We start from the raw sequence: 21,725 nt of genomic DNA, 5'->3' as shown, positions 1-21,725 counted from the left end.
GATGCTCGTCCCGGTGCTTAAAAGAGCCAGAGGATGGGGAGGATTTTCATGCAGTCCAGGAGCATATTGCGTCTTGTCGTGTCCGGCACGGCGCTTGCCGTCGCGATGCAGGCATCGCCTATCTTCGCCCAGTCGACGACACCGCCTGCTCCGGCGGCGCGTGCGCCGCTGCCCATCACCTCGCTCGATGCCCCACGCACCGTCGACGAGATCATCGTGACCGCGCAGAAGCGCTCCGAAAATCTCCAGAACGTACCGATCGTGGTGACCACGGTCAGCCATCAGCTGCTCCAGGACAGCGGCGTGAAGGACATCAAGGATCTGGCGCTGCTGGCGCCCGGCCTGCTCGTCACCTCGACCAGCAGCGAGGCCTCCACCACCGCGCGCATCCGCGGCATCGGCACGGTGGGCGACAATGCCGGCCTCGAATCCTCGGTCGGCATCGTGATCGACGGCGTCTATCGGCCCCGCAACGGCGTCGGCTTCGGCGATCTCGGCAATGTCGATCGGATCGAGGTGCTGAAGGGGCCGCAGGGCACCCTGTTCGGCAAGTCGGCGACCGCGGGCGTGATCAACATCATCACCGCCGCGCCCAAGAACAGCTTCGGTCTCGATGCCGAGCTGGAAGGCGGCAATTACGGCGCGATCGGCGGATCGGCCGAGATCACCGGCCCGATCGTGAAGGACAAGCTCGCCGCCAGCCTCTATTTCGCCGATCGCCAGCGCGACGGCTTCTTCGATGTCGACACCGGCGATGGCCCGCGCACCGCCAAGCACGACACCAACCGCGATTTCTACACCATCCGCGGCCAGTTGCTGTTCACGCCCACCGACACGCTGAGGTTCCGCGCGATCGCCGATTATTCGCGCCGCAACGAGGATTGCTGCATCGCGGTGATCACCCGCGCCAGCCAGGCGCCGGCACCCAACCTCGCCAACAATCTCGTCGCTGCGCTCGGCGGCAATGACGGCGATCCGGCGCATCCCTATGACCGCAACGCCTATGCCAACCGGCCGGACGGCCAGCATATCCGCGACGGCGGCGTGTCGTTGCAGGCCGATTGGGATATCGGGCCGGGCACGCTGACCTCGATCACCTCCTATCGCGACTGGAAGACCAAGGCCGGCTTCGATGCCGATTTCTCCACCGCCGATCTCGATTATCTGCCGCCCGACGACAGCAACTCCACCCAGTTCCGCACCTTCAGCCAGGAGCTCCGCTATGGCGGATCGAGCGGCAAGCTCGATTATGTGATCGGCGGCTTCTACTCGCACGAGAAATTGCGGCAGAATACCAGCATCCTCGTCGGCGATGATTTCACGCCCTATCTGAGCCTGCTCTTCTCGTCGCTGGTGGAGGGGCATCCCGATCCCACCTTCCTCCGAACCGGGCTGACCTTCCCGTTCGTGGGCGGGGTGAACTACGCCTCGGGCTCGGGCTCGGTCGATCGCTACCGCCAGACCGACGACACCTATGCGATCTTCACCAACGAGACCTTCCACTTCACCGACGCGCTCAGCCTGAACCTCGGCGGTCGCTATTCGATCGACAAGAAGGATCTGAACCAGACCAGCAGCAATATCGGCGGCGGCGCCGGTTGCGCGGCGGCGAATGCGGCGTTCGGCATCCTGAACGCGATCAACCCGGCGGCAGCGCAGCAACTGGACGCGGTGAACGGGACATTGTGCCTGCCGTTCCTCAGCCCCGGCTACAATAATTTCAGCAACCACCAGTCCGAGAGCGAGCATGTGCCGACCGGCACCGCCAAGCTGGTCTATCGGGTCAATCCGCAACTGCTGCTCTACGGCTCCTATGCACGCGGCTACAAGGCGGGCGGCTTCAACCTCGATCGCGTCGAGTGCATGGTCGGCGATGCGGGCTGCGCGCCGGGCAGCGCGGCGGTCAACACGCCGATCCGCGATACCCGCTTCAAGGCCGAGACCAACAATGCCTTCGAGATCGGCGAAAAGGCGACGCTGTTCGATCGCAAGCTGCTGTTCAACGTCGCGGCCTTCTACCAGAGCTACAAGGACTTCCAGCTCAACACGTTCAACGGCCTGGTGTTCGTGGTCGACTCGATCCCCAAGGTGATCAGCAAGGGCGTCGACGCCGATTTCGTCTGGTTCGCGGCGCCGAAGCTCACCTTCCAGGGCGGCGTCACCATCGCCGACACGCGCTATCACCTCAACGGGACCGAACTGGCCGATCTCGAGCACAGGACCGGCTTCCTCGGCGGGCGCCATTCGCGCCTCTCGCTGGCGCCGCTGGTGTCGGCCTCGCTGTCGGGCACCTACACCCAGCCGCTCGGCGAGAATTACCAGATGCGCTTCAACATGGGCGCCAAATATTCGTCCAAATACAATACCGGCTCCGATCTCGATCCCGGCAAGATGCAGAAGGCCTATGTGCTCGCCAATGCCCGGCTCGCCTTCGGCCCGCGCACCGGCCGCTGGAGCATCGAGGCATGGGCGGAAAATCTGTTCGACACCCATTATAAGCAGGTGGCGTTCGACTCGGGCTTCCAGAATGTGCCGACCAACGCGACTGGCGTGCTGGATGCCTTCCTCGGTGCGCCGCGCACCTTCGGTGGTACGCTGCGCCTGAAATACTGAACGACGAAGGAGTGACGGCATGAGCGGATCGACAGAGGGGCTGGAGCTCCGCTCCACGGCCACGGCGGACGGGCGACTGCGGCTGACGCTGGAGCCCGTCGCGCTCGGCGAGCCGGGGCCTGACGAGGTGATCGTGCGGCTCGAGGCCGCGCCGATCAACCCGTCCGATCTCGGGCTGCTGCTGGGGCCGGCCGACATGGCGACGCTCCGCGCCGAGGGCACGGCCGATCGGCCAGAACTGGTGGCGGATATTCCGCCCCATCTGCTCCGTGCCGTCGCCGGCCGCCTTGGCCAGTCGCTGGCGGTCGGCAACGAGGGCGCCGGCACGGTGGTGCAGGCCGGCGAGAATGTGCGCGATCTGCTGGGGCGCAAGGTCGCCATGGTCGGCGGCGGCATGTTCGCCCAATATCGGAAGATCCATGCCCGCGCCTGCATCCCGCTGCCGGAGGGGGCCAGTGCCGCCGACGGCGCCGGGATGTTCGTCAATCCGCTGACCGCGCTCGGCTTCGTCGAGACGATGAAGGCGGAGGGGCACACAGCGATCGTCCACACCGCTGCTGCCTCCAATCTCGGCCAGATGCTCAACAGGATCTGCCAGGCGGACGGCATCGCGCTGGTCAACATCGTGCGCAGCGAGGCGCAGGCGGCGATCCTGAAAGGCATCGGCGCGCGGTACGTCATCGATAGCGGCGCGGAGGATTTCCAGGCCCGGTTGGTCGAGGCCATCGCCGAGACCGGCGCGACCATCGGCTTCGATGCGATCGGTGGCGGCAAACTCGCCAGCCACATCCTCAATGCGATGGAGGCGGCCGCCCTGCGGAAGGCCGGTTCCTACAGCATCTACGGCAACAATTCGGCCAAGCAGGTCTATATCTATGGCGCGCTCGATACCGGGCCGACGGTGCTGAATCGCGCGTTCGGCCTGTCCTGGGGGCTGGGCGGCTGGCTGCTGACCAATTTCCTCCAGAAGATCGGCCCGGATGCGGCGCGGCTGCGCCAGCGCGTCGCGGACGAACTCCACACCACTTTCGCCAGCCATTATAGCACGGTGATCGGGCTGGCCGAGGCGCTGCGTCCCGAGATCGTGACCGCCTACCAGAAGAAGGCGACCGGCGAGAAATATCTGATCGATCCGACCCGTTAGGGATAGTCCGGCCTGGCCCGGCCGGTCAGACGAGCGCGGCCATAGGATCGCGCCATGTCGCGGGCAGGGCGACGGGGCGGCGATCGTCGCGGCCGACCGTGACATGGGTGAAGTGGCCTTCGGCGGCCGCGCTGGCCGCCCCCTGGGCGAAGGCGCCGAGATGATAGGTGACGCTGGACGATCCCAGCCGCGCGATGGCGAGGCCGATCTCCACCGCCTGCGGAAAGGCGAGCGAGGCGGCGTAGCGGCACCCGGTCTCGACCACGAGGGCGATCGGATCGCCCGTGCCGACATCGAGCAGCCCGGCGTCGATCAGCCATGCGTTCACGGCGGTATCGAACCAGCCATAATAGACCGCGTTGTTGACGTGCCCATAAGCGTCATTGTCGTGCCAGCGGGTGACGATCGGCGTCCAGTGGCGATAGGCGGAGCGCGGGCGGAACGGTGCTCTCACAGCGCGGCGTCGTAGAGGCGGCGGGCATCGTCGCGGGTGATCGGGCAGGGATTGTTGCGCAGCAATCGGGTCTGGAGCATCGCGTCGTCGGCCAGCAGGTCGAGATGATCGCGGTCGACGCCGACGTCGCGCAGACGCTGCGGCATCCCCGCCGCGCACGACATCGCGGCCAGCGCTTCGATCAATCCGGCTGCTTGCGCCTGGGTGCCGAGGCCGGCGAGCGAGGCGTCGACGATCGGCGCGAGCTCGGCATAGAGCGGCAGCGCCGCCGCCATATTGTGGCGCAGCACATGCGGCAGCATCAGCACGTTGGAGAGGCCGTGCGGGACATGGAAACGGCCGCCGAGCGGATAGGCGAGGGCATGGACCCCGGCGACCGGCGCATTGGCGAAGGCGACGCCGGCGAGATGCGCGCCGAGCAGCATCGCCGCGCGCGCCTCGCTGTCGGCGGGGCGTTCGCAGGCGGCGAGCAGATGGGTGGACAGCAGGCGCAGCGCCTCCCGCGCCAGCATGTCCGACACCGGATTCTTGAGATGGGCCGAGGTATAGGCCTCGATCGCGTGGACCATCGCGTCCATCCCGGTGGCGGCGGTGATGGCGCGGGGCAGGCCGGTGGTCAGCAGCGGATCGAGGACGGCGTGGGTGGCGATCAGCGCGGGCGATGAGACGCCGCGCTTCTCGTCGCCCGGTAGGGTGAGGATCGCCACCGGCGTGGCTTCCGATCCGGTGCCCGCGGTGGTCGGCACCAGCACCAGCGGTATGGCCGATCCGGTGGCCTGGCCGACGCCCCAGATATCGTCCAGCGCGTCGCCCGACCCGAGCAGATAGGCGGCGAGCTTCGCGACATCCATCGGGCTGCCCCCGCCGAAGCCGATCACCGAGCGAACGCCGGCCTCGCGGCCGCGTGCGACCGCGGCCTCAAGGGTGTCGCGCGAAGGATCGGGCTCGACGGCATCGAACACTATCGGCGTGCGCCGCGCCTCGGAGAGAGCGGACAGGGGCGCGGTCGCCAAACCCATGTCGATCAACCGGCGATCGGTGACGAACAGCACCGGGCCTTCCGGCAACAATGTCTCGAGCCGGGCGACGACACCGGCGCCGGCGATGACCCGCGGGCCGTAATGGAAGGCGAAGTCTTTCATGGCATCCCTGTCGAAGCGAGCCGGGCGAGCGCATTTTCGATAAATCGGTATGGCGTAAATGACAAGGCGCCCGCCAGTAATCGACCTTGGAGACGGCAACCGGCACGGGATGTTTCGGAGGTGAGTTCCGCCGTGCTGCGCCGTCCTGTCCGGGTGTCACGGGAAGACGTCCGATGAACCCTCCCGTCCGCCGATGCAGGAAGCCCCTTCCTTTCTCGGCGATGCTCGATAGGCTCTGCCTTGTCATAAAAGGGGCCTATTCGATGCGTTCTCTGGTTGCTTGCCTGCTTGCCGTCCTGCCCGCCGCCGCTCTGGCGGCCACCGCGCCGGAGCCGGTCTTTTCCCCGCAGAGCTTGTCGGATCATATCCGCACCCTGTCGTCCGATGCGTTCGAGGGCCGCGGGCCGGCGACGCAGGGCGAGGTCAAGTCGGTCGCCTATATCATCCAGCAGATGCAGGCGGCGGGGCTGGAGCCCGGCGGTCCCAAGGTCAACGGCCAGCGCGGCTGGACCCAGAATGTGCCGCTGCTGCGATCCGAGATCACCGGCACGCCGACCATCGCGATGGATATCGCCGGCACGGCGACGCCGCTGACCCAGGGCAATGAGATCGCGATCCGCGCGCCGATGGACGGCAGCAAGGCGGTCGATCTCGCCCACGCGCCGCTGGTCTTCGTCGGCTATGGGGTGAACGCGCCGGAGCGCCAATGGGATGATTTCAAGGGCGTCGACCTGCACGGCAAGATCATGGTCGTGCTGATCAACGATCCCGATTTCGAAACCGGCGAGGGCGATTTCGGCGGCAAGGCGATGACCTATTATGGCCGCTGGACCTATAAATATGAGGAAGGCGCGCGGCGCGGCGCGGCCGGCGTGCTGGTCATCCACGAAACCGATCCGGCCTCCTATGGCTGGGCGACCGTCAAGAACAGCAACACCAACGCCCAGTTCGATATCGTCCGCAGCGACCCCAAGGCGAGCCACACGCAGGTGGAGGCATGGATCCAGCGCGATCTCGCGGTGAAGCTGTTCCAGGCCTCGGGCCTCGATTTCGAGGCGCTGAAGAAGCAGGCGCAGACCCGCGCCTTCAAGCCGGTCGCGCTGAAGGCGACGATGTCGGCCCGCTATGACGCCAATGTCAGCACGATCATCTCGCACAATGTGCTCGGCCGCCGCACCGGCACCGGCCATCCGAACGAGACGGTGATGTACACCGCGCACTGGGATCATCTCGGCGTCGGTGCGCCGGACGCCAAGGGCGACCGCATCTATAATGGCGCGGTCGATAACGGCACCGGCATCGCGGCGCTGCTCGAACTGGGCAAGGCCTTCGCCGCCAAGCCTGCAACCGATCGCAGCCTTGTCTTCATGGCGGTGACGGCGGAGGAGAAGGGGCTGCTCGGCTCCGAATATTATGCCGCCAACCCGGTCTATCCGCTTGGCACGACGGCGGGCGTGATCAACATGGATGCGCTTTCGGTGGCGGGACCGGCGAAGGATTTCACCATCTCGGGCACGGCGAAGCTCGGGCTGCTCGACGATCTGATCCAGGAGGGCAAGGCCAAGGGCCGTGCCTACACGCCCGATCCGCGCCTGTCGGCCGGCGGCTTCTACCGTTCGGACCATTTCTCGATGGCCAAGCGCGGGGTGCCGGCGATCAGCTTCGGATCGGGGCGCGATCTGGTCGATGGCGGCCGCGCCAAGGGCGATGCGCTCGCCAAGGACTATACCGCCAATCGCTACCACCAGCCCGCCGACGAATGGTCGGCCGACTGGAATCTGGCCGGCATGGCGCAGGATGTCGGCCTGCTCTACGATCTCGGTCGCGATCTCGCCAATGCGCGGGAATGGCCGAACTGGTCGCAGGATAGCGAATTCCGCGCCGAGCGGGACAAGACCGCGGGCGAACGCCACTGATGACGGGCGGGGGCGGCATCGTGGCGGATGCCGCCTCGCGCGATGCGGGGCTGCGGCGCGGCATCGGCACTTTCGCGCTGGCGGCGGCGATCGTGAACATCGTCATCGGCGGCGGCATCTTCTCGCTGCCCGCCGGCATGGCGCGCGCCGCGGGGCCTTACGCCCTGGTCGCCTATCTGCTGTGCGCGCTGGCGATGGCGGCGGTGGTGCTGTGCTTCGCGGAGGCGGGCAGCCGGGTCGCGAGCAGCGGCGGCGTCTATGGCTATGTCGAGGCCGCCTTCGGGCCGCTGGCGGGCTTCGTCTCCGGGGTGCTGCTCTGGCTGTCCTGCGTGCTCGCATGCGGCGGCATCGCGGCAGGGTTCGCCGACGCGCTGGCGGGGTTTATACCGGCGCTGGCGACGACATGGGGGCGCGATGCGGTGATCGTCGCGATCATCGCGGTGCTCACCGTCGTGAACCTGGCCGGCGTGCGCCCCGCCTCGCGGCTGATCGGCGCCGTCACGGCGGTGAAGCTGATCCCGCTGGCGATCTTCGTCCTCGTCGGGCTGTTCTGGATCGATCCGGCCAAGCTCCACGCCGGCACGGTACCGGACGTCGGCGGGATCGGGCGGGCGATCCTGCTTTCGCTGTTCGCCTTCCAGGGCATGGAGACGACGCTGAGCGTCAGCGGCGAGGTCGACAATCCCGCGCGCACTCTGCCGCGCGCGTTGATCGGCGCGATGGCGTTCGTGACGATCGCCTATGTCGCCATCCAATGGGTGGCGCAGGGACTGCTCGGCGGCGCGCTGGCGGGGGCCAAGGCGCCGCTCGCGATGGCGATGGCGACGATCGACCCGCGCCTCGGCCTATTGCTGCTGGTCGGCACCGCGATCTCGCTCGGCGGCTGGATCGGCAGCGATCTGCTCGGTGCGCCGCGCGTGCTGTTCGCCTTCGCCCGCGACGGCTTTCTGCCGCGGGCGCTGGGGCGGCTGTCGACGCGGCAGGTGCCGGCCAATGCGATCGTCGTCCACGCGGCGATCGCGATCGTGCTGGCGGCGACGGGCACGTTCGAGGCGCTCGCCATCCTCTCTGCGCTGGTCGGTTGCGCGCTCTACATCGCCGGCTGCGCGGCGGCATGGCGTCTGCGCGCGCGCAATGTGAGGCTCGACGGCACGCCGCTGCGCTTGCCGGTGCTCGGCCTGTGGGTGGTGCTGGGCATCGGATCGATGGCGGCGTGCATCGCGCTCGGCCGTTCGAGCGAGATCGCGGCGTTGGCGGGCGTGATCCTGGGATCGGCGCTGCTCTACCGGATCGCACGATCGAGAAACCCGGCGCGGTAGACCACGCGCCGGTGCGCGTCTCGAAGGTAGCGCGCATGTCGAAGGTGGCGCGCATGTCGTGAGGATCGAGTGGCGATGGTGTAGCGGGCGCGGACGGAGCGGGTCGGCTGGCGCCGCCTTCTTATCGGCAGGGCGTCCCGTGAGGGAAACTGCCCTGCTCAGCTCTCGTCCGCGCCTACTGGGCGATTCCGCTCCTGCGAGGCCGTTTGGTAACGCTCGAAACTAGTCCCGTCAAAACGACAACGGTGTCAAAAAATCAATCCGCTGCTTTTTCTGCATGTGGGCGCCGCGTCTTCTTGCCGTGCGCGAAGAGCCAGCGGACCAGAACGAAGAACATCGGCACGAAAAAGATGGCGAGACTGGTCGCGGTGATCATGCCGCCGACCACCGCCGTGCCGATCGCGACGCGGCTGGCGGCGCCGGCGCCGGTCGCGATGGCGAGCGGGATGACGCCCGCCACGAAAGCGAGGCTGGTCATCAGGATCGGGCGCAGGCGCAGGCGCGCGGCCTCCAATGCGGCCTCCATCGGGGACTTGCCGCGGGCTTCCGCGAACTCGGCGAACTCGACGATCAGGATCGCATTCTTGGCCGAGAGGCCGATGGTGGTGAGCAGGCCGACCTGGAAATAAATGTCGTTGTCGAGCCCGCGCAGCATCACCGCGATCACCGCGCCGATCACGCCGAGCGGGATCACCAGCAGCACCGAGATCGGGATCGACCAGCTTTCGTACAGCGCGGCGAGGCACAGGAAGATCACCAGCACCGACAGAGCGTAGAGATAGGGGGCCTGGCCGGTGGAAAGCTGCTGCTGGTAGGACAGGCCCGACCAGCTGGTGCCGAGGCCGGGAATGGCGTTCGCCAGTTTCTCGATCTCGTCCATCGCCGCGCCGGAGCTGTGGCCGGGCGCGGCCTGTCCTTGCACCTCATAGGAGGAGACGCCGTTGAAGCGCTGCAGCGTCGAGGGCGCCTTGGTCCAGCTGTAGGAGGAGAAGGCCGAGAAGGGCGCCATCGTGCCGTTTGACGAGCGGACATGCCAGGCGGCGAGATCCTCGGGCGTGCCGCGATAGGGCGCGTCGCCCTGGATGTAGACGCGCTTGACGCGGCCGCGGTCGACGAAGTCGTTGATGTAGGTGCCACCAAACGCCGCCGACAGGGTGGAGTTGACGTCCGCCTGGGCCAGCCCGAGCGCGCCGACCTTGGCATTGTCGACATCGATATGGAGGTGCGGGGTATCCTCGAGCGTGCCGAGGCGCACCGCGGCGAGCAGCGGATCGGCATTGGCCTCGGCGATCAGCCTGTCCTTGGCGGCGGCGAAATCGGCATCGGACAGGTTACCCTGATTCTCGATCTCCAGCGTGAAGCCGTTGGTCTGGCCGAGGCCGCGGATGGCCGGGGGCAACACGGTCAGCACGCGCGCGTCGCGCATCCCGCCGAGCGCCTTCTGCGCGCGCGCGGTGATCGCGTCGGCGGCGTTCTTCGCGCCCGCGCGCTGATCCCACGGCTTGAGGATCAGGAACGCCTGCCCGACATTGTCGCCCGAGCCGGAGAAATTGCGCCCGGTGTTGGCGAACATGTCCTGAACGTTGGTTTCCTTGTGCAGGAAATAGGTTTCGACCGCCTTGCTGACCTGGTTGGTGCGATCCTGGGTGGCGCCGGCGGGCAGGAAATATTGCACGATCGCCTGGCCGATATCCTCGGTCGGCAGGAAGCCGGTGGGCAGGCGGGTGAACAGGAAACCGAGCAGCACCACCGCGCAGACGAAGGCAATCATGAACCAGCGGGTGCGTTCGATGACATGGCCGACACCGCGCTGATATTTGTCCGCGCCGCGATCGAAGGTCCGGTTGAACCAGGCGAAGAAGCGGCCGGTGGTGCGGGTGAAGACATTGTCGCGGCCGGGTGCCTGACCATGCTTGGGCTTGAGCAGCGTCGAGGTCAGCGCCGGGGTGAGGATCAGCGCGACCAGCACCGACAGCACCATCGAGGAGACGATCGTGATCGAGAATTGGCGGTAGATGATCCCGGTCGATCCGCCGAAGAACGCCATCGGCAGGAACACCGCGGACAGCACCATGGCGATGCCGATCAGCGCGCCCGATATCTCGCCCATGGATTTGACGGTGGCGTCATAGGCGTCGAGTTTCTCCTCCTCCATGATCCGCTCGACATTCTCGACCACGACGATCGCGTCGTCGACGAGCAGGCCGATCGCCAGCACCATGCCGAATAGGGTGAGCGTGTTGATCGAATAGCCGAACAGCGCGAGCACGCCGAAGGTGCCGAGCAGCACCACCGGCACCGCGATCGCCGGGATCAGCGTCGCCCGCCAATTCTGGAGGAACACGAACATCACGATCACGACGAGGATGATCGCCTCGATCAATGTCTTCTCGACCTCGGAGATCGAGAGCTTGATGAAGTCGGTGCTGTCGCGTGGATAGGCGACCTGGTAACCGTCCGGGAAGGTCTTGGAGAGCTGCGCGACCTTGGCCTTCACCGCCTCCGCCGTCTTGAGCGCGTCGGCACCCGGCGCGAGCGACACCGCCAGCGCCGCCGCCCCATGGCCATCGAAGCGCGACACCGAGGTATATTGCTCCTGCCCGAGCTCGACCCGCGCGACATCGCCGAGATGGACCACCGATCCATCGGTCTCGGTCTTGAGGACGATGGCGCGGAACTGGGCGGGGGTGTTGAGGCGCGATTGCGCGGTGACGGTCGCGTTCAGTTCCTGCCCCGGCACCGAAGGCTGCGCGCCGATCAGGCCGGCGCCGACCTGGACGTTCTGCGCCTGGATCGCGCTGCTCACGTCGCCCGGCTGGAGCTGGTGCGCGTTGAGCTTGTAGGGATCGAGCCACACCCGCATCGCATATTGGGTGCCGAACGCATCGACTTCGCCGACGCCGTTCACGCGGCTGAGCGGATCCTGCAGCTTGGAGACCATGAAGTCGGCGACGTCGGCGGAATTGGTCTGGTCGCTGGTGTCGTAGACGGCGACGAGCATCAGATAATCGGGCTGGCGCTTCTGGACGGTCAGGCCCTGTTGCTGCACCTGGCTCGGCAGGCGGGGCAGCGCCTGCTGCACCTTGTTCTGCACCTGCACCTGGGCGATGTCCGGGTTGGTGCCGTTATCGAAGGTGGCGGTGATGGTGACGGTGCCGGTGTCGCTCGACGTCGACTGGAAATAAAGCAGCCCGTCGAGGCCGGTCAGCTGCTGCTCGATCACCTGCGTGACCGAATCCTGGAGCACCTGCGCCGAGGCACCCGGATAGGTGGCGTTGATGCCGACCTGCGGCGGCGAGATATCCGGATATTGCTCGATCGGCAGGTGCGTCACCGCGCCGAGACCGGCGAGCATGATGACGATCGCGATCACCCATGCGAAGATGGGCCGCTCGATGAAATAGCGCGAGATCACTGGCCGGTGCCCGATGCCCCGCCGGAAGCCGACCTGCCACCACCGCCGCCGCCGCCGCCGGGCGCCGCGTCGATCGTCGCGGGATCGTCGCTGGCGGCGACCGCGCGGACCTGCTGGCCGGGCTTGGCCTTGCCGCTGCCCTCGACCACGATCCGGTCGCCGGCGGCGATGCCTGCGATCACCACCCAGCGATTGTTGCTGAGCCCGCGATCCTGCACCGGCTTCTTCACCACCTTATTGTCCGCTCCGACGACGAGCACCGAGGCCGCGCCCTTGGGATCGTGCGTCACCGCCGCCTCGGGCAGCAGGAAGGCGTTCTGGCGCACCGCCTGGCTCACCGTCGCGCGGACATACATGCCGGGCAGCAGCAGGCCCTGCGGATTGGGGAAGCGCGCGCGCAGCGTCACCGCGCCGGTGGAGGGATCGACCTGCACTTCGGAGAAGAGCAAGGTGCCGGCCTGCGGATAGTCGGTGCCGTCCTCGAGCTTGAGTTTCACCGCCGCGGTGTCGGGCATCGCGCCGCCATTGGCGATCGCCTTGCGCAGCGCGAGCAGGTCGGTCGAGCTTTGCTGGATGTCGACATAGATCGGATCGAGCTGGGTGATGGTGGCGAGCGCGTCGGTCTGGCTGGCGCTGACCAGGGCGCCGGCCGTCACCGAGGACCGGCTGATGCGGCCGGTGATCGGCGCGTTGACGCGCGTATAGCGCAGGTTGATCTGGGCGGTCTGGAGCGCGGCGCGCTGCTCGACGATCGCGGCGTCGGCCTGGCCGGCGGTCGCGCGCGCGTCGGCGGCATCCTGCCGGGCGACGGCGTTGATCTTCTCGAGCTCGGTGTAGCGCTGGGCCTTGAGCTTAGCGGCGACCGCATTGGCTTCGGCCGAGGCGAGCTGGCCCTGCGCCTGGCCGACCGCCGCGCGATATAGCGAGGGATCGATCACATAGAGCGGCTGGCCCTGATGAACGATGCCGCCCTCGGTGAAGAGCCGCTTGAGGACGATGCCATTGACCTGCGGGCGCACGTCCGAGACCTGATAGGCATCGGTGCGGCCGGGCAGTTCGGTGTTCATCGCCGCCATGCCGGGCCGGGCGACGATGATGCCGACGGTCGGCGTCGGTGGCGCTGGCTTGTCCGGCTTCGCTTCGCAGGCTGCGAGCGCCAGCAACGGAGCGGTGAAGAGCGTGCAGCGGAAAACCGGGGACATGTTCATGCGGCGCGATCTTATGATTGTGTTGCGGACGGATGTCAGGCCCGAAATGCTAAAGGTTAACAATTGGAAAGGGCGGCCGATACAAGATCGACCGCCCCCCGAACGCATGAACTTCCGAAAGGATCAGAAGCCGAAGTTGATCGTCCCCGAAACGGCGCGCGGGGCACCGATCTGGGCGTAGGTCAGCGAGTTGGTGACGGTGGTGCCGCTGAAGCCGCCGACGTAGAGCTTGTCGAACAGGTTGGTCACGTTGAGCTGCAACCAGGTGTCCTTGCCCATGCCGGTCCACTCCATCGACACGCGCGCGTCGAGGTTGACGACGGTGTAGGCCGGGGCCTTGGCACCGAACACCTGCACGCCGCTGATCACGACCGGAAGATTCTGGTCGTTGATGTAGCGCGGGCCGGTGCGCTTGGCTTCGACGCCGAGCGTGACGGGGCCCTTGTGGCCTTCGATGCGGCCGCCGAAATTGTAGGTCGGCGAACCGGATTCACGCTTGCCGGCGGTCAGATAGTAGGTGGTGGCGGTCGCCTGGACATTGTCGAGGATCTTCGACTTCAGATACGAACCGAAGGCGTAGAGGGTGATCTCCGGCACCGGCTTGTAGCTCACATCCGCATCGACGCCATATTTATGCACGGTGCCGAGGTTGCGGTAGATCGTGGTGTTGGTGTCGAGATCGTAGGACGAGGCCAGGCGATCGTGGAAGATCGTGTACCAGCCATCGACGGTCGCCTGCAGCTTGCCGGTGGTGTAGCGCACGCCGGTATCGAAATTGTCGGTCGTTTCCGGCTTGGCACCATTGGCGCCGTCGGTGCCGGGCGCGAAGCCGAAGGCGTTGTACAGGTTGTCCGTGCCCGGAACCTGGAGGCCCTTCGAATAATTGGCGTAGATCGCGAGCGGCTGGAGGATGTTGAACGTCACGCCGGCGCTTGGCAGCACCTTGTTGTAGCGGATCGTGCGCTTCTGCGGCGCCTGGTAGTTCGGGTAGTCGATGGCGATCTGCTGATCGGTCGCTGCATTCTGGCCCGAGCAGACGACGCCGCCGTTGGTGTTGGTGGCGAAGCAGTAGTTCTGCAGCTTGCGCGTGAAGAACGGTGCGCGCACGCCGGCGGTCAGCGTCAGACGGTCATCGAGGAACTTGCCGCGATATTCGCCGAATGCCTGGTTGAGGATCGCGAAGGAGTTGCGATCACGCTTCTGGAGGGCGTGGCCGGTCGAGTCATAGATCGGATCTTCGCTCGAGAACGGGTTGGTGGCGAAGCCGAGCGCGTTGATCTTGGTGATCTCGCCGGTCTGGCGGTGATGGCCATAATCGAGCGAATAACCAATGCGCACGGTCTGATCCGGCGTGAAGTCATAGCGCAGGCCGATATTGGCGATCGCGCGGTTGGTGTTGGTGTTGCTCGGCGCGCTGACCAGCACGCTGTCCTTGGTATCGCCGTCGCCGTTCAGGTCGACGCCGCCCAGATAGGGGGTGGAGCCGAAATAGCCGGCGGTGCCGGTGACTGGGTTATAGCCCTCGTTGGCGGTCGCGGTGCCGCCGCCATTGGCCAGCGTGTACTGATAGGCGGCGTCGGCGGTCAGCGTCAGCTTGTCGGTCAGCGAGAAGCGCGAGTTGACGCGGACGTTGGCGGTCTTCGACGGGTTGTAGCGATAATCATAGGCAGTGCCGAAGGCGCAGGCGGTCTTGCCGCTCAGGCAGTCCGCGACGTCATAGAAGCGGCCGTCCTTGGTGGTCGGGAAGCTGTTGCCCGAGCCGGTGCCGGTCGCCGTGCCGAGATGCTGGAGCGGGACCGAGCCGAAGAAGTTGTTGATGTTGCGGTTATAATGGCCGGCGATCGAGATGAAATCGCCGTTGCTGCCGATCGGCTGATAGATCTTGCCGTTGATCTGGGTCTTGTTGATCTTGCCGAGATTGTTGAAGACGTTGTTGTTGGTCGCCTTGCTGGCCGACAGGAAGGCGCGGGTGCCGAACGGCGTGAAGGTGCCGGTGTCGACGACGCCGAACAGGCGGAAATACTGATACTCACCAGCCGAGCCGGACACGCGGACGTGGAAATCCTCGGACGGGTTGCGGGTGGTATAGTTGACGGTCGAGCCGGTGGCCGATGCGCTCGGGGCGTCGACGTCGGTCGAACCCAGGCTGACGGTCACCTGGTCGATCAGCTCCGAATCCATCTGCTGGTTCGAATAGATCGCGTAGTTGCCGGTGTCGTTGAGCGTGAAGCCATCCCAGGTCTGGGCGATACGGCTGGAATCGAAGCCACGGATGTTCAGCGTGCCGCCGGCCGAGCCATAAGGATCGTTGTTCTGGAAGCTGACGCCGGGGATCATGTTGATCACGTCGTCGATCGACTGGCCGGGCGTCTCATGCTGGATGAACGCCGAGCTGAGCGACACCTTGGTCTTGGACGTATCAGGCGTGATGACCCCGCCGACGCCCTTGGTCTTGGTGCCGGTGACGACGATCTGCTGATCGAAATCCTGCGAGCCCGTGGTCTGGGCGAAGGCCGGCGTGATCGCGGCCAGGGCAAGCATCGAAACCGATGCGCGCGCGAAAACCTTGGTGAAAGACATGGTAAAAACTAACCCCCACATTGAGAATCCCTCGCGGGCTCTGGAGCCTCGCTACGCACGGCCGCTAGGGATGGAAAATGTCAATTTTGCTACATCGATCGTTTTGCGCCGCAGTGCGTCAATTCATATCGTTACTGTTGCGGTGGCGACACAGTGGTGGCGCGGCCTGAAATGCATGCCTAGAGAGGCGCATGATCGACATGCATTTCTACGAGCCTGCGGCCGGCCATCGGTTGCCCCATGATCCCTTCAAGGCGATCGTGGCGCCCCGGCCGATCGGCTGGATTTCGACCGTCGATGGCGCAGGTCGCCCCAATCTGGCGCCCTACAGCTTCTTCAACGCGATCGCCGATACGCCACCGATGATCGCGTTCTGCTCGTCCGGGCGGAAGGACAGTCTCGCCAATTGCGAGGCGACTGGCGAATTCACCTGGAATCTGGCGACGCGGCATCTCGCCGAAGCGATGAACCGAAGTTCCGCCGCGCTGCCGCATGGGGTCAGCGAATATGAGGTGGCCGGCCTGGTGATGGCGCCGTCGCGCCTCGTCGCGACGCCGCGCGTCGACGGCAGCCCGGCGGCGCTGGAATGCAAGGTGGTGGATATCCATCGGCTGCGCGACATCGGTGGCACGGCGACGGACAACTGGCTGGTGATCGGTCAGGTGATCGGGGTTCATATCGATCCGGCCTGCCTCGATGCGGACGGCCTGTACGATACCGCGAAGGCGGGGCCGATCCTGCGCGCCGGCTACCGCGGCGCCTATGCCGAGCTGAAGCCGGATGCGATGTTCGAGATGATCCGCCCCCGTTAGCGGGCGTCCGGCCGGGCCGTCGTTGCGCGGGGGGCGCCGGGGAGCGGATAGTCCGCCGCCAGCGCGCGGGTGACACCATTGGTCCAGCCGAACCCGTCCTGCAGCGGATATTCGCCGCCGCCGCCGCCGCGCTGCCGTTCGACGTCATATTTCTCGACCAGTTTGCCCGAAGCGCGATAGCGGGTGGAGACGGTCGCCAGCCAGCGGGTCGCGATCGTGCGGGCGAGCGCCGGATCGCCGTTGCGGCGCAGGCCCTCCACCGCGATCCATTGCAGCGGCGCCCAGCCATTGGGGGCATCCCATTGCTGGCCGCTGTTCACGGCGGTCGCGCGCAGCCCGCCCGGTGACAACAGCCGCAGCTTCACCGTCTGGCCGACGATCTTCGCCTGCTCGGTGCGCGCGGCGCCGACGAACAGCGGATAGAGGGTGGCGGCCGAAAGCCGGGTGGTCGGGCGGCCGGTCTGCCAGTCGAGATCGGCGAAGCGGCCTTCGCGGGCATCCCAGAAATCGGTGCGGAGCGCGGCTTCGCGGGCGACGGCGCGTTGCGTATAGTCACGGGTGCAGGCGTTGTCCGCGATACGCGCACAGGCCAGCGCGATCATCCGCTCCATGCCCAGCATCAGGCTATTCAGGTCGACCGGCGCGATCCGGGTGGTGCGGATCGATCCGAGATCGTCCGGATTGGCCAGCCAGCGCGACGAGAAATCCCAGCCGCTTTCCGCGCCCGCGCGCAGATCGCGATAGACGTCGGCGGCCGGCCGGTCGCTGCCGGCGGCGGTGGCGACATCCTCGGCATAGCTTTCCTCGCGCGGGGTGGCGCGCGAGTCCCAATAGCGATTGAGCAGCGTCCCGTCCGGCAGCCGGGCGACATGGAATTGGGCATGGCCGGGGGCCAGCCCATCCTCGCCGCGCATCCAATAGGCATGTTCCCGGCGCAGCGCGGCCAGCCGGCGGCGGAACAGTGCCGGATCGCGGGAGCTGGAAAGCCCCAGCATCAGATAATAGACCGGTGGCTGCGAGCGGCTGAGATAATAGGTCCGCGTGCCGTTGGGGATATGGCCGTAGCGCTCGATCAGCGACGTGAAATCGTCGATCATGCCCTCGACGAGATCCTGCCTGCCGTCGCGGGCCAGGCCCAGCATCGTGAAATAGCTGTCCCAGTAATAGACCTCGCGGAAGCGGCCGCCGGGCACGACATAGGCGCTGGGCAGGGGCAAGGCCGAACCATTGGCGGGAAGCTGCGCCGGTTGCCGGGTCAGCGCCGGCCACAGCGCATCGATATGGGCGAGCAGCGGCAGGCGCGGGCCGCCGGCGGGTGGGCGCGGGGCGGGGCGCTCGTCGGGCACGACGAAATTATCGAGCACGAAGCGCCGGAGCGCCGTCGGCCCGCGTGGCTTGTGGGTGGCGAAATCCGCCATGATCGGCCCCGGATCGCGACGCGGCACGGCATCGGCGAAGGTCTTGCTGTCGGGAAAGATGTGGCTGAGCTGCACGGCGCGGAACAGCGGGCCGTAAATGTCGGCGGGGGTCGCGACGACCGGGCCGGACGCATCGGCGAAGCTCGCGGAATCGGGCAGGCGGGCGGCCGCCGATCCGGCGAGACCCAAGCCCGCGCAGGCGGCGAGGGCCAGCCTCGCGCAGGCGACGGGAGCCCAGCGGCCCGGCAAGGGGTGGCGCGGCCGACGGGGGGGATCGACCGGATATGGCAACGGCATGGGGCGATAGTGACGCGTCGCGATGCTCTTGGCCAGTCCTGCTTCCTTCCGGCTGGGGGATGTGGCTATGACAGGCCTTCCCCGGGGGAACGGGCAAGGAGTGTAAGCGATGCGGTTGGCGGCAGGATGGTGTCTGGCAGGAGCGGTGCTGCTCGCCAACGGAGCGGTCGCCCAGGCGCCGGCCGATCCGCATCTCGATCTCGAACAGGTCGACGGCGCGGCCGCGATGGCCAAGGTGAAGGGGTGGAACAGCCGGTCGCTCGCCACGCTGGAGGCGCAGCCGCATTTCGCCGACTATCAGTCCCGCGCGCTCGCCTTCCTGTCCGATACCCAGAAGATCGCCGAGCCGAACGGCGTGCAGGGCGGGCAGGTGCTCAATTTCTGGCAGGACGCCGAGCACCCGCGTGGCCTGTGGCGAACCTCGCCGCTGGCCGATTACACCGCCGGCAAGCCGGTGTGGCGCACCCTGATCGACGTCGGTGCGCTTGGCGCCAAGGACGGCAAGAAATGGGTGTTCAAGGGCGCGACCTGCCTGTCGCCCACTTATGTGACGTGCATGGTGGCGCTGTCCAACGGCGGCGGCGACGCGGTGGTCGAGCGCGAGTTCGACATGACCAGCGCCAGCTTCATCGACGGCGGCTTCACCCTGCCGGAAGCGAAGACCGAAATCTCCTGGGCCGGGCCGGACGCGCTCTATGTCGGCACCGATTTCGGGCCGGGCAGCATGACCGATTCGGGTTATGCGCGGATCGTGAAGCTGTGGAAGCGCGGCACCCCGCTGGCTTCGGCGACGCTGGTGAGCGAGGGCGAGAAGAGCGACGTGTCGGTCGGCGCGCGGGTGATGGTCGATGGCGACCGGACCTGGCCGCTGCTGGTGCGCGGCGTCGATTTCTACCATCACAAGCTCAGCCATATCGCGCCCGACGGCAAGTTGATCCCGTCGCCGCTGCCCGACGATGCCGACGTGGACGACATCCTCGATGGCCGCCTGATCGCGACGCTCAAGAGCGCGTGGCAGGGGCATCCGATCGGCAGCGTGGTGGCCTATTCGATCCCCGATCTGCTCGCCGGCAAGACGCCGGTGATCGAGACGGTGTTCGTGCCCACCGCGCATCAGGCGATTGAGGATGTCGGCGCCAGCAAGTCGGTGCTGTGGGTGAAGCTGCTCGACGACGTGTCGGGCCGGCTGCTGGTGCTGAGGCGCGCGCCGGATGGCCGGTGGAGCGGGCAGAGCGTCGCGCTGGCCGACAAATCCTCCGTGCATCTGAACGCCACGGCATCGGACAGCGATACCGCTTTCGTCACCGTCGAGGGGATGCTGACCCCGCCGACGCTCTACAGCGTGACGCCGGGCGCGGCCCCGGTGGCGGTGCAGGCGCTTCCCGCCAAGTTCGATGCCGCGAACATGGTGGTCGAGCAGCATTTCGCGACGTCGAAGGACGGCACCAAGGTGCCCTACTTCCTCGTCCACCGGAAGGATCTAAAGGGGCCGGTGCCGGCCTATATGCACGCTTATGGCGGCTTCGAGCTGGCCCAGACGCCGACCTACCTGATCAACGAGCCCTATCGTTCCGGCCCGGCGGCGCTCTATTGGGTGGAGGAAGGCAATGCCTATGTCCTCGCCAACATCCGCGGCGGTGGCGAATATGGCCCGGCCTGGCATGACGCCGCGCTGCGCGAGAAGCGCCAGAACGCCTATGACGACCTCTATGCGGTCGCCGAGGATCTGGTGAAGGCCGGGATCACCAGCAAGGGCCGGATCGCGGTTTCGGGGCGCTCCAATGGCGGGCTGATGGCGTCGGTGGCACTCACCCAGCGGCCGGACCTGTTCGGCGCCGCGATCATCGGATCGCCGCTCACCGATATGAAGCGCTTCTCGCACCTGCTCGCCGGCGCCTCGTGGATGGGCGAATATGGCAATCCGGACGTGCCCGCCGACTGGGCGTTCATCTCGAAATATTCACCCTATCAGAACATCAAGCCCGGCGTGCATTACCCGACGCCGTTCATCTACACCTCGACCCGCGACGATCGCGTCCATCCGGGCCACGCCCGCAAGTTCGCGGCGCGGCTGGAGGACGACCATGATCCGTTTTTCTATTATGAGGCGATCGAGGGCGGTCATGCCGCCGGCGTCGAGCCCAAGGAGGATGCGCTGCGCGCCGCCCTGGTGACGACCTACCTCAATCTCGAGCTGCCGAAGACCCCGGCGAAGAAGTGATGTCCGCGGCGGCGGGCGCTTCGGCGCTCGCCGTTTCGGTGGCCACCGTGGCGGCCGGCGCGTCTGCGACAGGCGCGCCGGTGCCACGATGGATGCGGATGCCGGGGAAGGCGGCGCTGCCGGTGCGGATCGTCACGCCATGGCTCGTCACGCTGGCGGCGGCCGTGTCGGGCACGGACGGGGCGCCGCCGGGCTGATCGCCGTCGCCGTCGGATGCGGTCGCGACCTGCTGCTCGCCGCTGCCGCGATGGACCATCACGCCGGCCGATTCGCTGGTGCCGTAGCGGACGAGAACCTGCTGCGCCTGATCCCAGCCGGCGGCGCCGGCGCCATTGGGCTCGATCCCGGCATAATTCTGGCGGAACTCGAAGCTGTTATCGAGGCTGTTGCCCCAGCGATAGAAGATGTGCGCGCCGATGGTGGTGACCGGCGTGAGGCTCGGCGCCCACCAGGGATGGACGGCCGTGGTGTGGTAATACATCGCCGCGCCGACCGGCGCGTAGACCTCGCCGGCGAGCGCATCCTGGGCGATCCGGCGGGCGACGATCCAGGCGCCGGGTTCGCGGCGCTGGAGCAGCGAGCCGTCGCAGGTGAAGCTGAACTGGCAGCCGGTCGCGCGATAGGAGCCCTGATAGACGACGCCGCAGACGCTGCCAGGGAAGGCCGGATTGCGCACGCGGTTGAGCACGACCTGCGCGACGGCGCGCTGGCCATCGGGCGATTCGGAGCGTGCCTCGTAATAAACCGCGGCGGTCAGGCAATCGAGCGCCCGGCCGGCATCGTCCGCGCTCTGGGCGGTAGCGGAGAAGGCGGGCGCCGCTTGCAGGATTTCGGGCGCGCCGGCGACCGGCGGCGGCGCCACCGGCATGGCGGGCATCTGCGCGAGGATCGTGCCGGGGGCGATGCCGAAGCGCGGCGCGGACGGTGCTGCGGGTTGCGGCTGCGCGGCGGCCGTCTTCGGGGCGTTGCCCAGCGATTGCGGCGGCACGCATGACGCCACGGCCATCAATACCGTGAGTCCCAGCGATGAGCGTCGATACATGGCGCGGCCCGAATGGAGATGGGAAGTCTCCGCTCTAGACCCAAGGTCTTGTGATGCCGTTAACGGTGCCGGATGAGGGGATCGAACCCCCGACCTTCGGTTTACAAAACCGCTGCACTACCGCTGTGCTAATCCGGCGCCGTG

General features: G+C 66.9%; 13 protein-coding genes and 1 tRNA gene. 6 read left to right on the top strand and 8 right to left on the bottom strand.

Features of this window, described 5'->3' with window-relative positions:
* The first annotated feature begins 48 nt into the window (after positions 1-48).
* Entirely contained in the window at positions 49-2,613 is a 2,565-nt protein-coding gene (locus PBT88_RS16145) for a TonB-dependent receptor (protein ID WP_270076336.1), read from the top strand.
* 19 nt (positions 2,614-2,632) lie between these two features.
* Complete coding sequence (locus PBT88_RS16140; RefSeq protein WP_270076335.1) at positions 2,633-3,757, top strand: zinc-binding dehydrogenase; 1,125 nt, start codon at positions 2,633-2,635, stop codon at positions 3,755-3,757.
* Between the two features lie 25 nt (positions 3,758-3,782).
* Here PBT88_RS16140 and PBT88_RS16135 read toward each other — a convergent pair whose 3' ends face one another.
* Complete coding sequence (locus PBT88_RS16135) at positions 3,783-4,211, bottom strand: acyl-CoA thioesterase (protein WP_270076334.1); 429 nt, start codon at positions 4,209-4,211, stop codon at positions 3,783-3,785.
* Positions 4,208-5,353, bottom strand: coding sequence for an iron-containing alcohol dehydrogenase (locus PBT88_RS16130; protein ID WP_270076333.1), 1,146 nt, complete (start codon positions 5,351-5,353; stop codon positions 4,208-4,210). Before PBT88_RS16130 ends, PBT88_RS16135 begins: the two co-directional genes overlap by 4 nt.
* A gap of 263 nt (positions 5,354-5,616) precedes the next feature.
* Between PBT88_RS16130 and PBT88_RS16125 the strand changes: the two genes are divergently transcribed.
* Positions 5,617-7,269, top strand: coding sequence for a M28 family metallopeptidase (locus PBT88_RS16125; protein ID WP_270076332.1), 1,653 nt, complete (start codon positions 5,617-5,619; stop codon positions 7,267-7,269).
* Positions 7,269-8,588, top strand: coding sequence for an APC family permease (locus tag PBT88_RS16120; RefSeq protein ID WP_270076331.1), 1,320 nt, complete (start codon positions 7,269-7,271; stop codon positions 8,586-8,588). The genes PBT88_RS16125 and PBT88_RS16120 overlap by 1 nt, the downstream gene beginning before the upstream one ends.
* A gap of 256 nt (positions 8,589-8,844) precedes the next feature.
* On the opposite strand, the gene PBT88_RS16115 is transcribed toward PBT88_RS16120, so the two are convergent.
* The 3 genes from PBT88_RS16115 to PBT88_RS16105 all read right to left on the bottom strand — a co-directional run bounded on the left by PBT88_RS16115 (position 8,845) and on the right by PBT88_RS16105 (position 15,752).
* Positions 8,845-12,003, bottom strand: coding sequence for an efflux RND transporter permease subunit (locus PBT88_RS16115; RefSeq protein ID WP_270076330.1), 3,159 nt, complete (start codon positions 12,001-12,003; stop codon positions 8,845-8,847).
* Positions 12,000-13,211 (bottom strand): efflux RND transporter periplasmic adaptor subunit, encoded by a 1,212-nt coding sequence (locus PBT88_RS16110; protein ID WP_270076329.1) that lies wholly within the window; start codon positions 13,209-13,211, stop codon positions 12,000-12,002. Before PBT88_RS16110 ends, PBT88_RS16115 begins: the two co-directional genes overlap by 4 nt.
* A gap of 123 nt (positions 13,212-13,334) precedes the next feature.
* Positions 13,335-15,752: a TonB-dependent receptor gene (locus PBT88_RS16105; RefSeq protein WP_270076328.1), complete on the bottom strand. Its 2,418-nt coding sequence runs from the start codon at positions 15,750-15,752 to the stop codon at positions 13,335-13,337.
* Between the two features lie 230 nt (positions 15,753-15,982).
* On the opposite strand from PBT88_RS16105, the gene PBT88_RS16100 reads away from it, so the two are divergent.
* On the top strand, positions 15,983-16,603 hold the full coding sequence (locus tag PBT88_RS16100; protein ID WP_270076327.1) for a flavin reductase family protein: 621 nt from the start codon (positions 15,983-15,985) through the stop codon (positions 16,601-16,603).
* Here the strand turns inward: PBT88_RS16100 and treF are convergent.
* Complete coding sequence (treF, locus tag PBT88_RS16095; RefSeq protein WP_270076326.1) at positions 16,600-18,318, bottom strand: alpha,alpha-trehalase TreF; 1,719 nt, start codon at positions 18,316-18,318, stop codon at positions 16,600-16,602. The two genes, PBT88_RS16100 and treF, sit on opposite strands and share 4 nt — an antisense overlap.
* Before the next feature lie 109 nt (positions 18,319-18,427).
* On the opposite strand from treF, the gene PBT88_RS16090 reads away from it, so the two are divergent.
* Positions 18,428-20,539, top strand: coding sequence for a prolyl oligopeptidase family serine peptidase (locus PBT88_RS16090; protein ID WP_270076325.1), 2,112 nt, complete (start codon positions 18,428-18,430; stop codon positions 20,537-20,539).
* On the opposite strand, the gene PBT88_RS16085 is transcribed toward PBT88_RS16090, so the two are convergent.
* Entirely contained in the window at positions 20,502-21,545 is a 1,044-nt protein-coding gene (locus PBT88_RS16085) for a cell wall hydrolase (RefSeq protein WP_270076324.1), read from the bottom strand. The genes PBT88_RS16090 and PBT88_RS16085 overlap by 38 nt on opposite strands.
* Positions 21,546-21,647: 102 nt before the next feature.
* Positions 21,648-21,719, bottom strand: a tRNA-Thr gene (locus tag PBT88_RS16080).
* Between the last annotated feature and the right edge of the window lie 6 nt (positions 21,720-21,725).

The sequence above is a fragment of the Sphingomonas abietis genome (assembly GCF_027625475.1).
Classification (GTDB): Bacteria; Pseudomonadota; Alphaproteobacteria; order Sphingomonadales; family Sphingomonadaceae; genus Solisphingomonas; species Solisphingomonas abietis.
The sequence above is the reverse complement of the archived record's forward strand: the minus strand, read 5'-3'. Positions and strand labels throughout refer to the sequence as shown.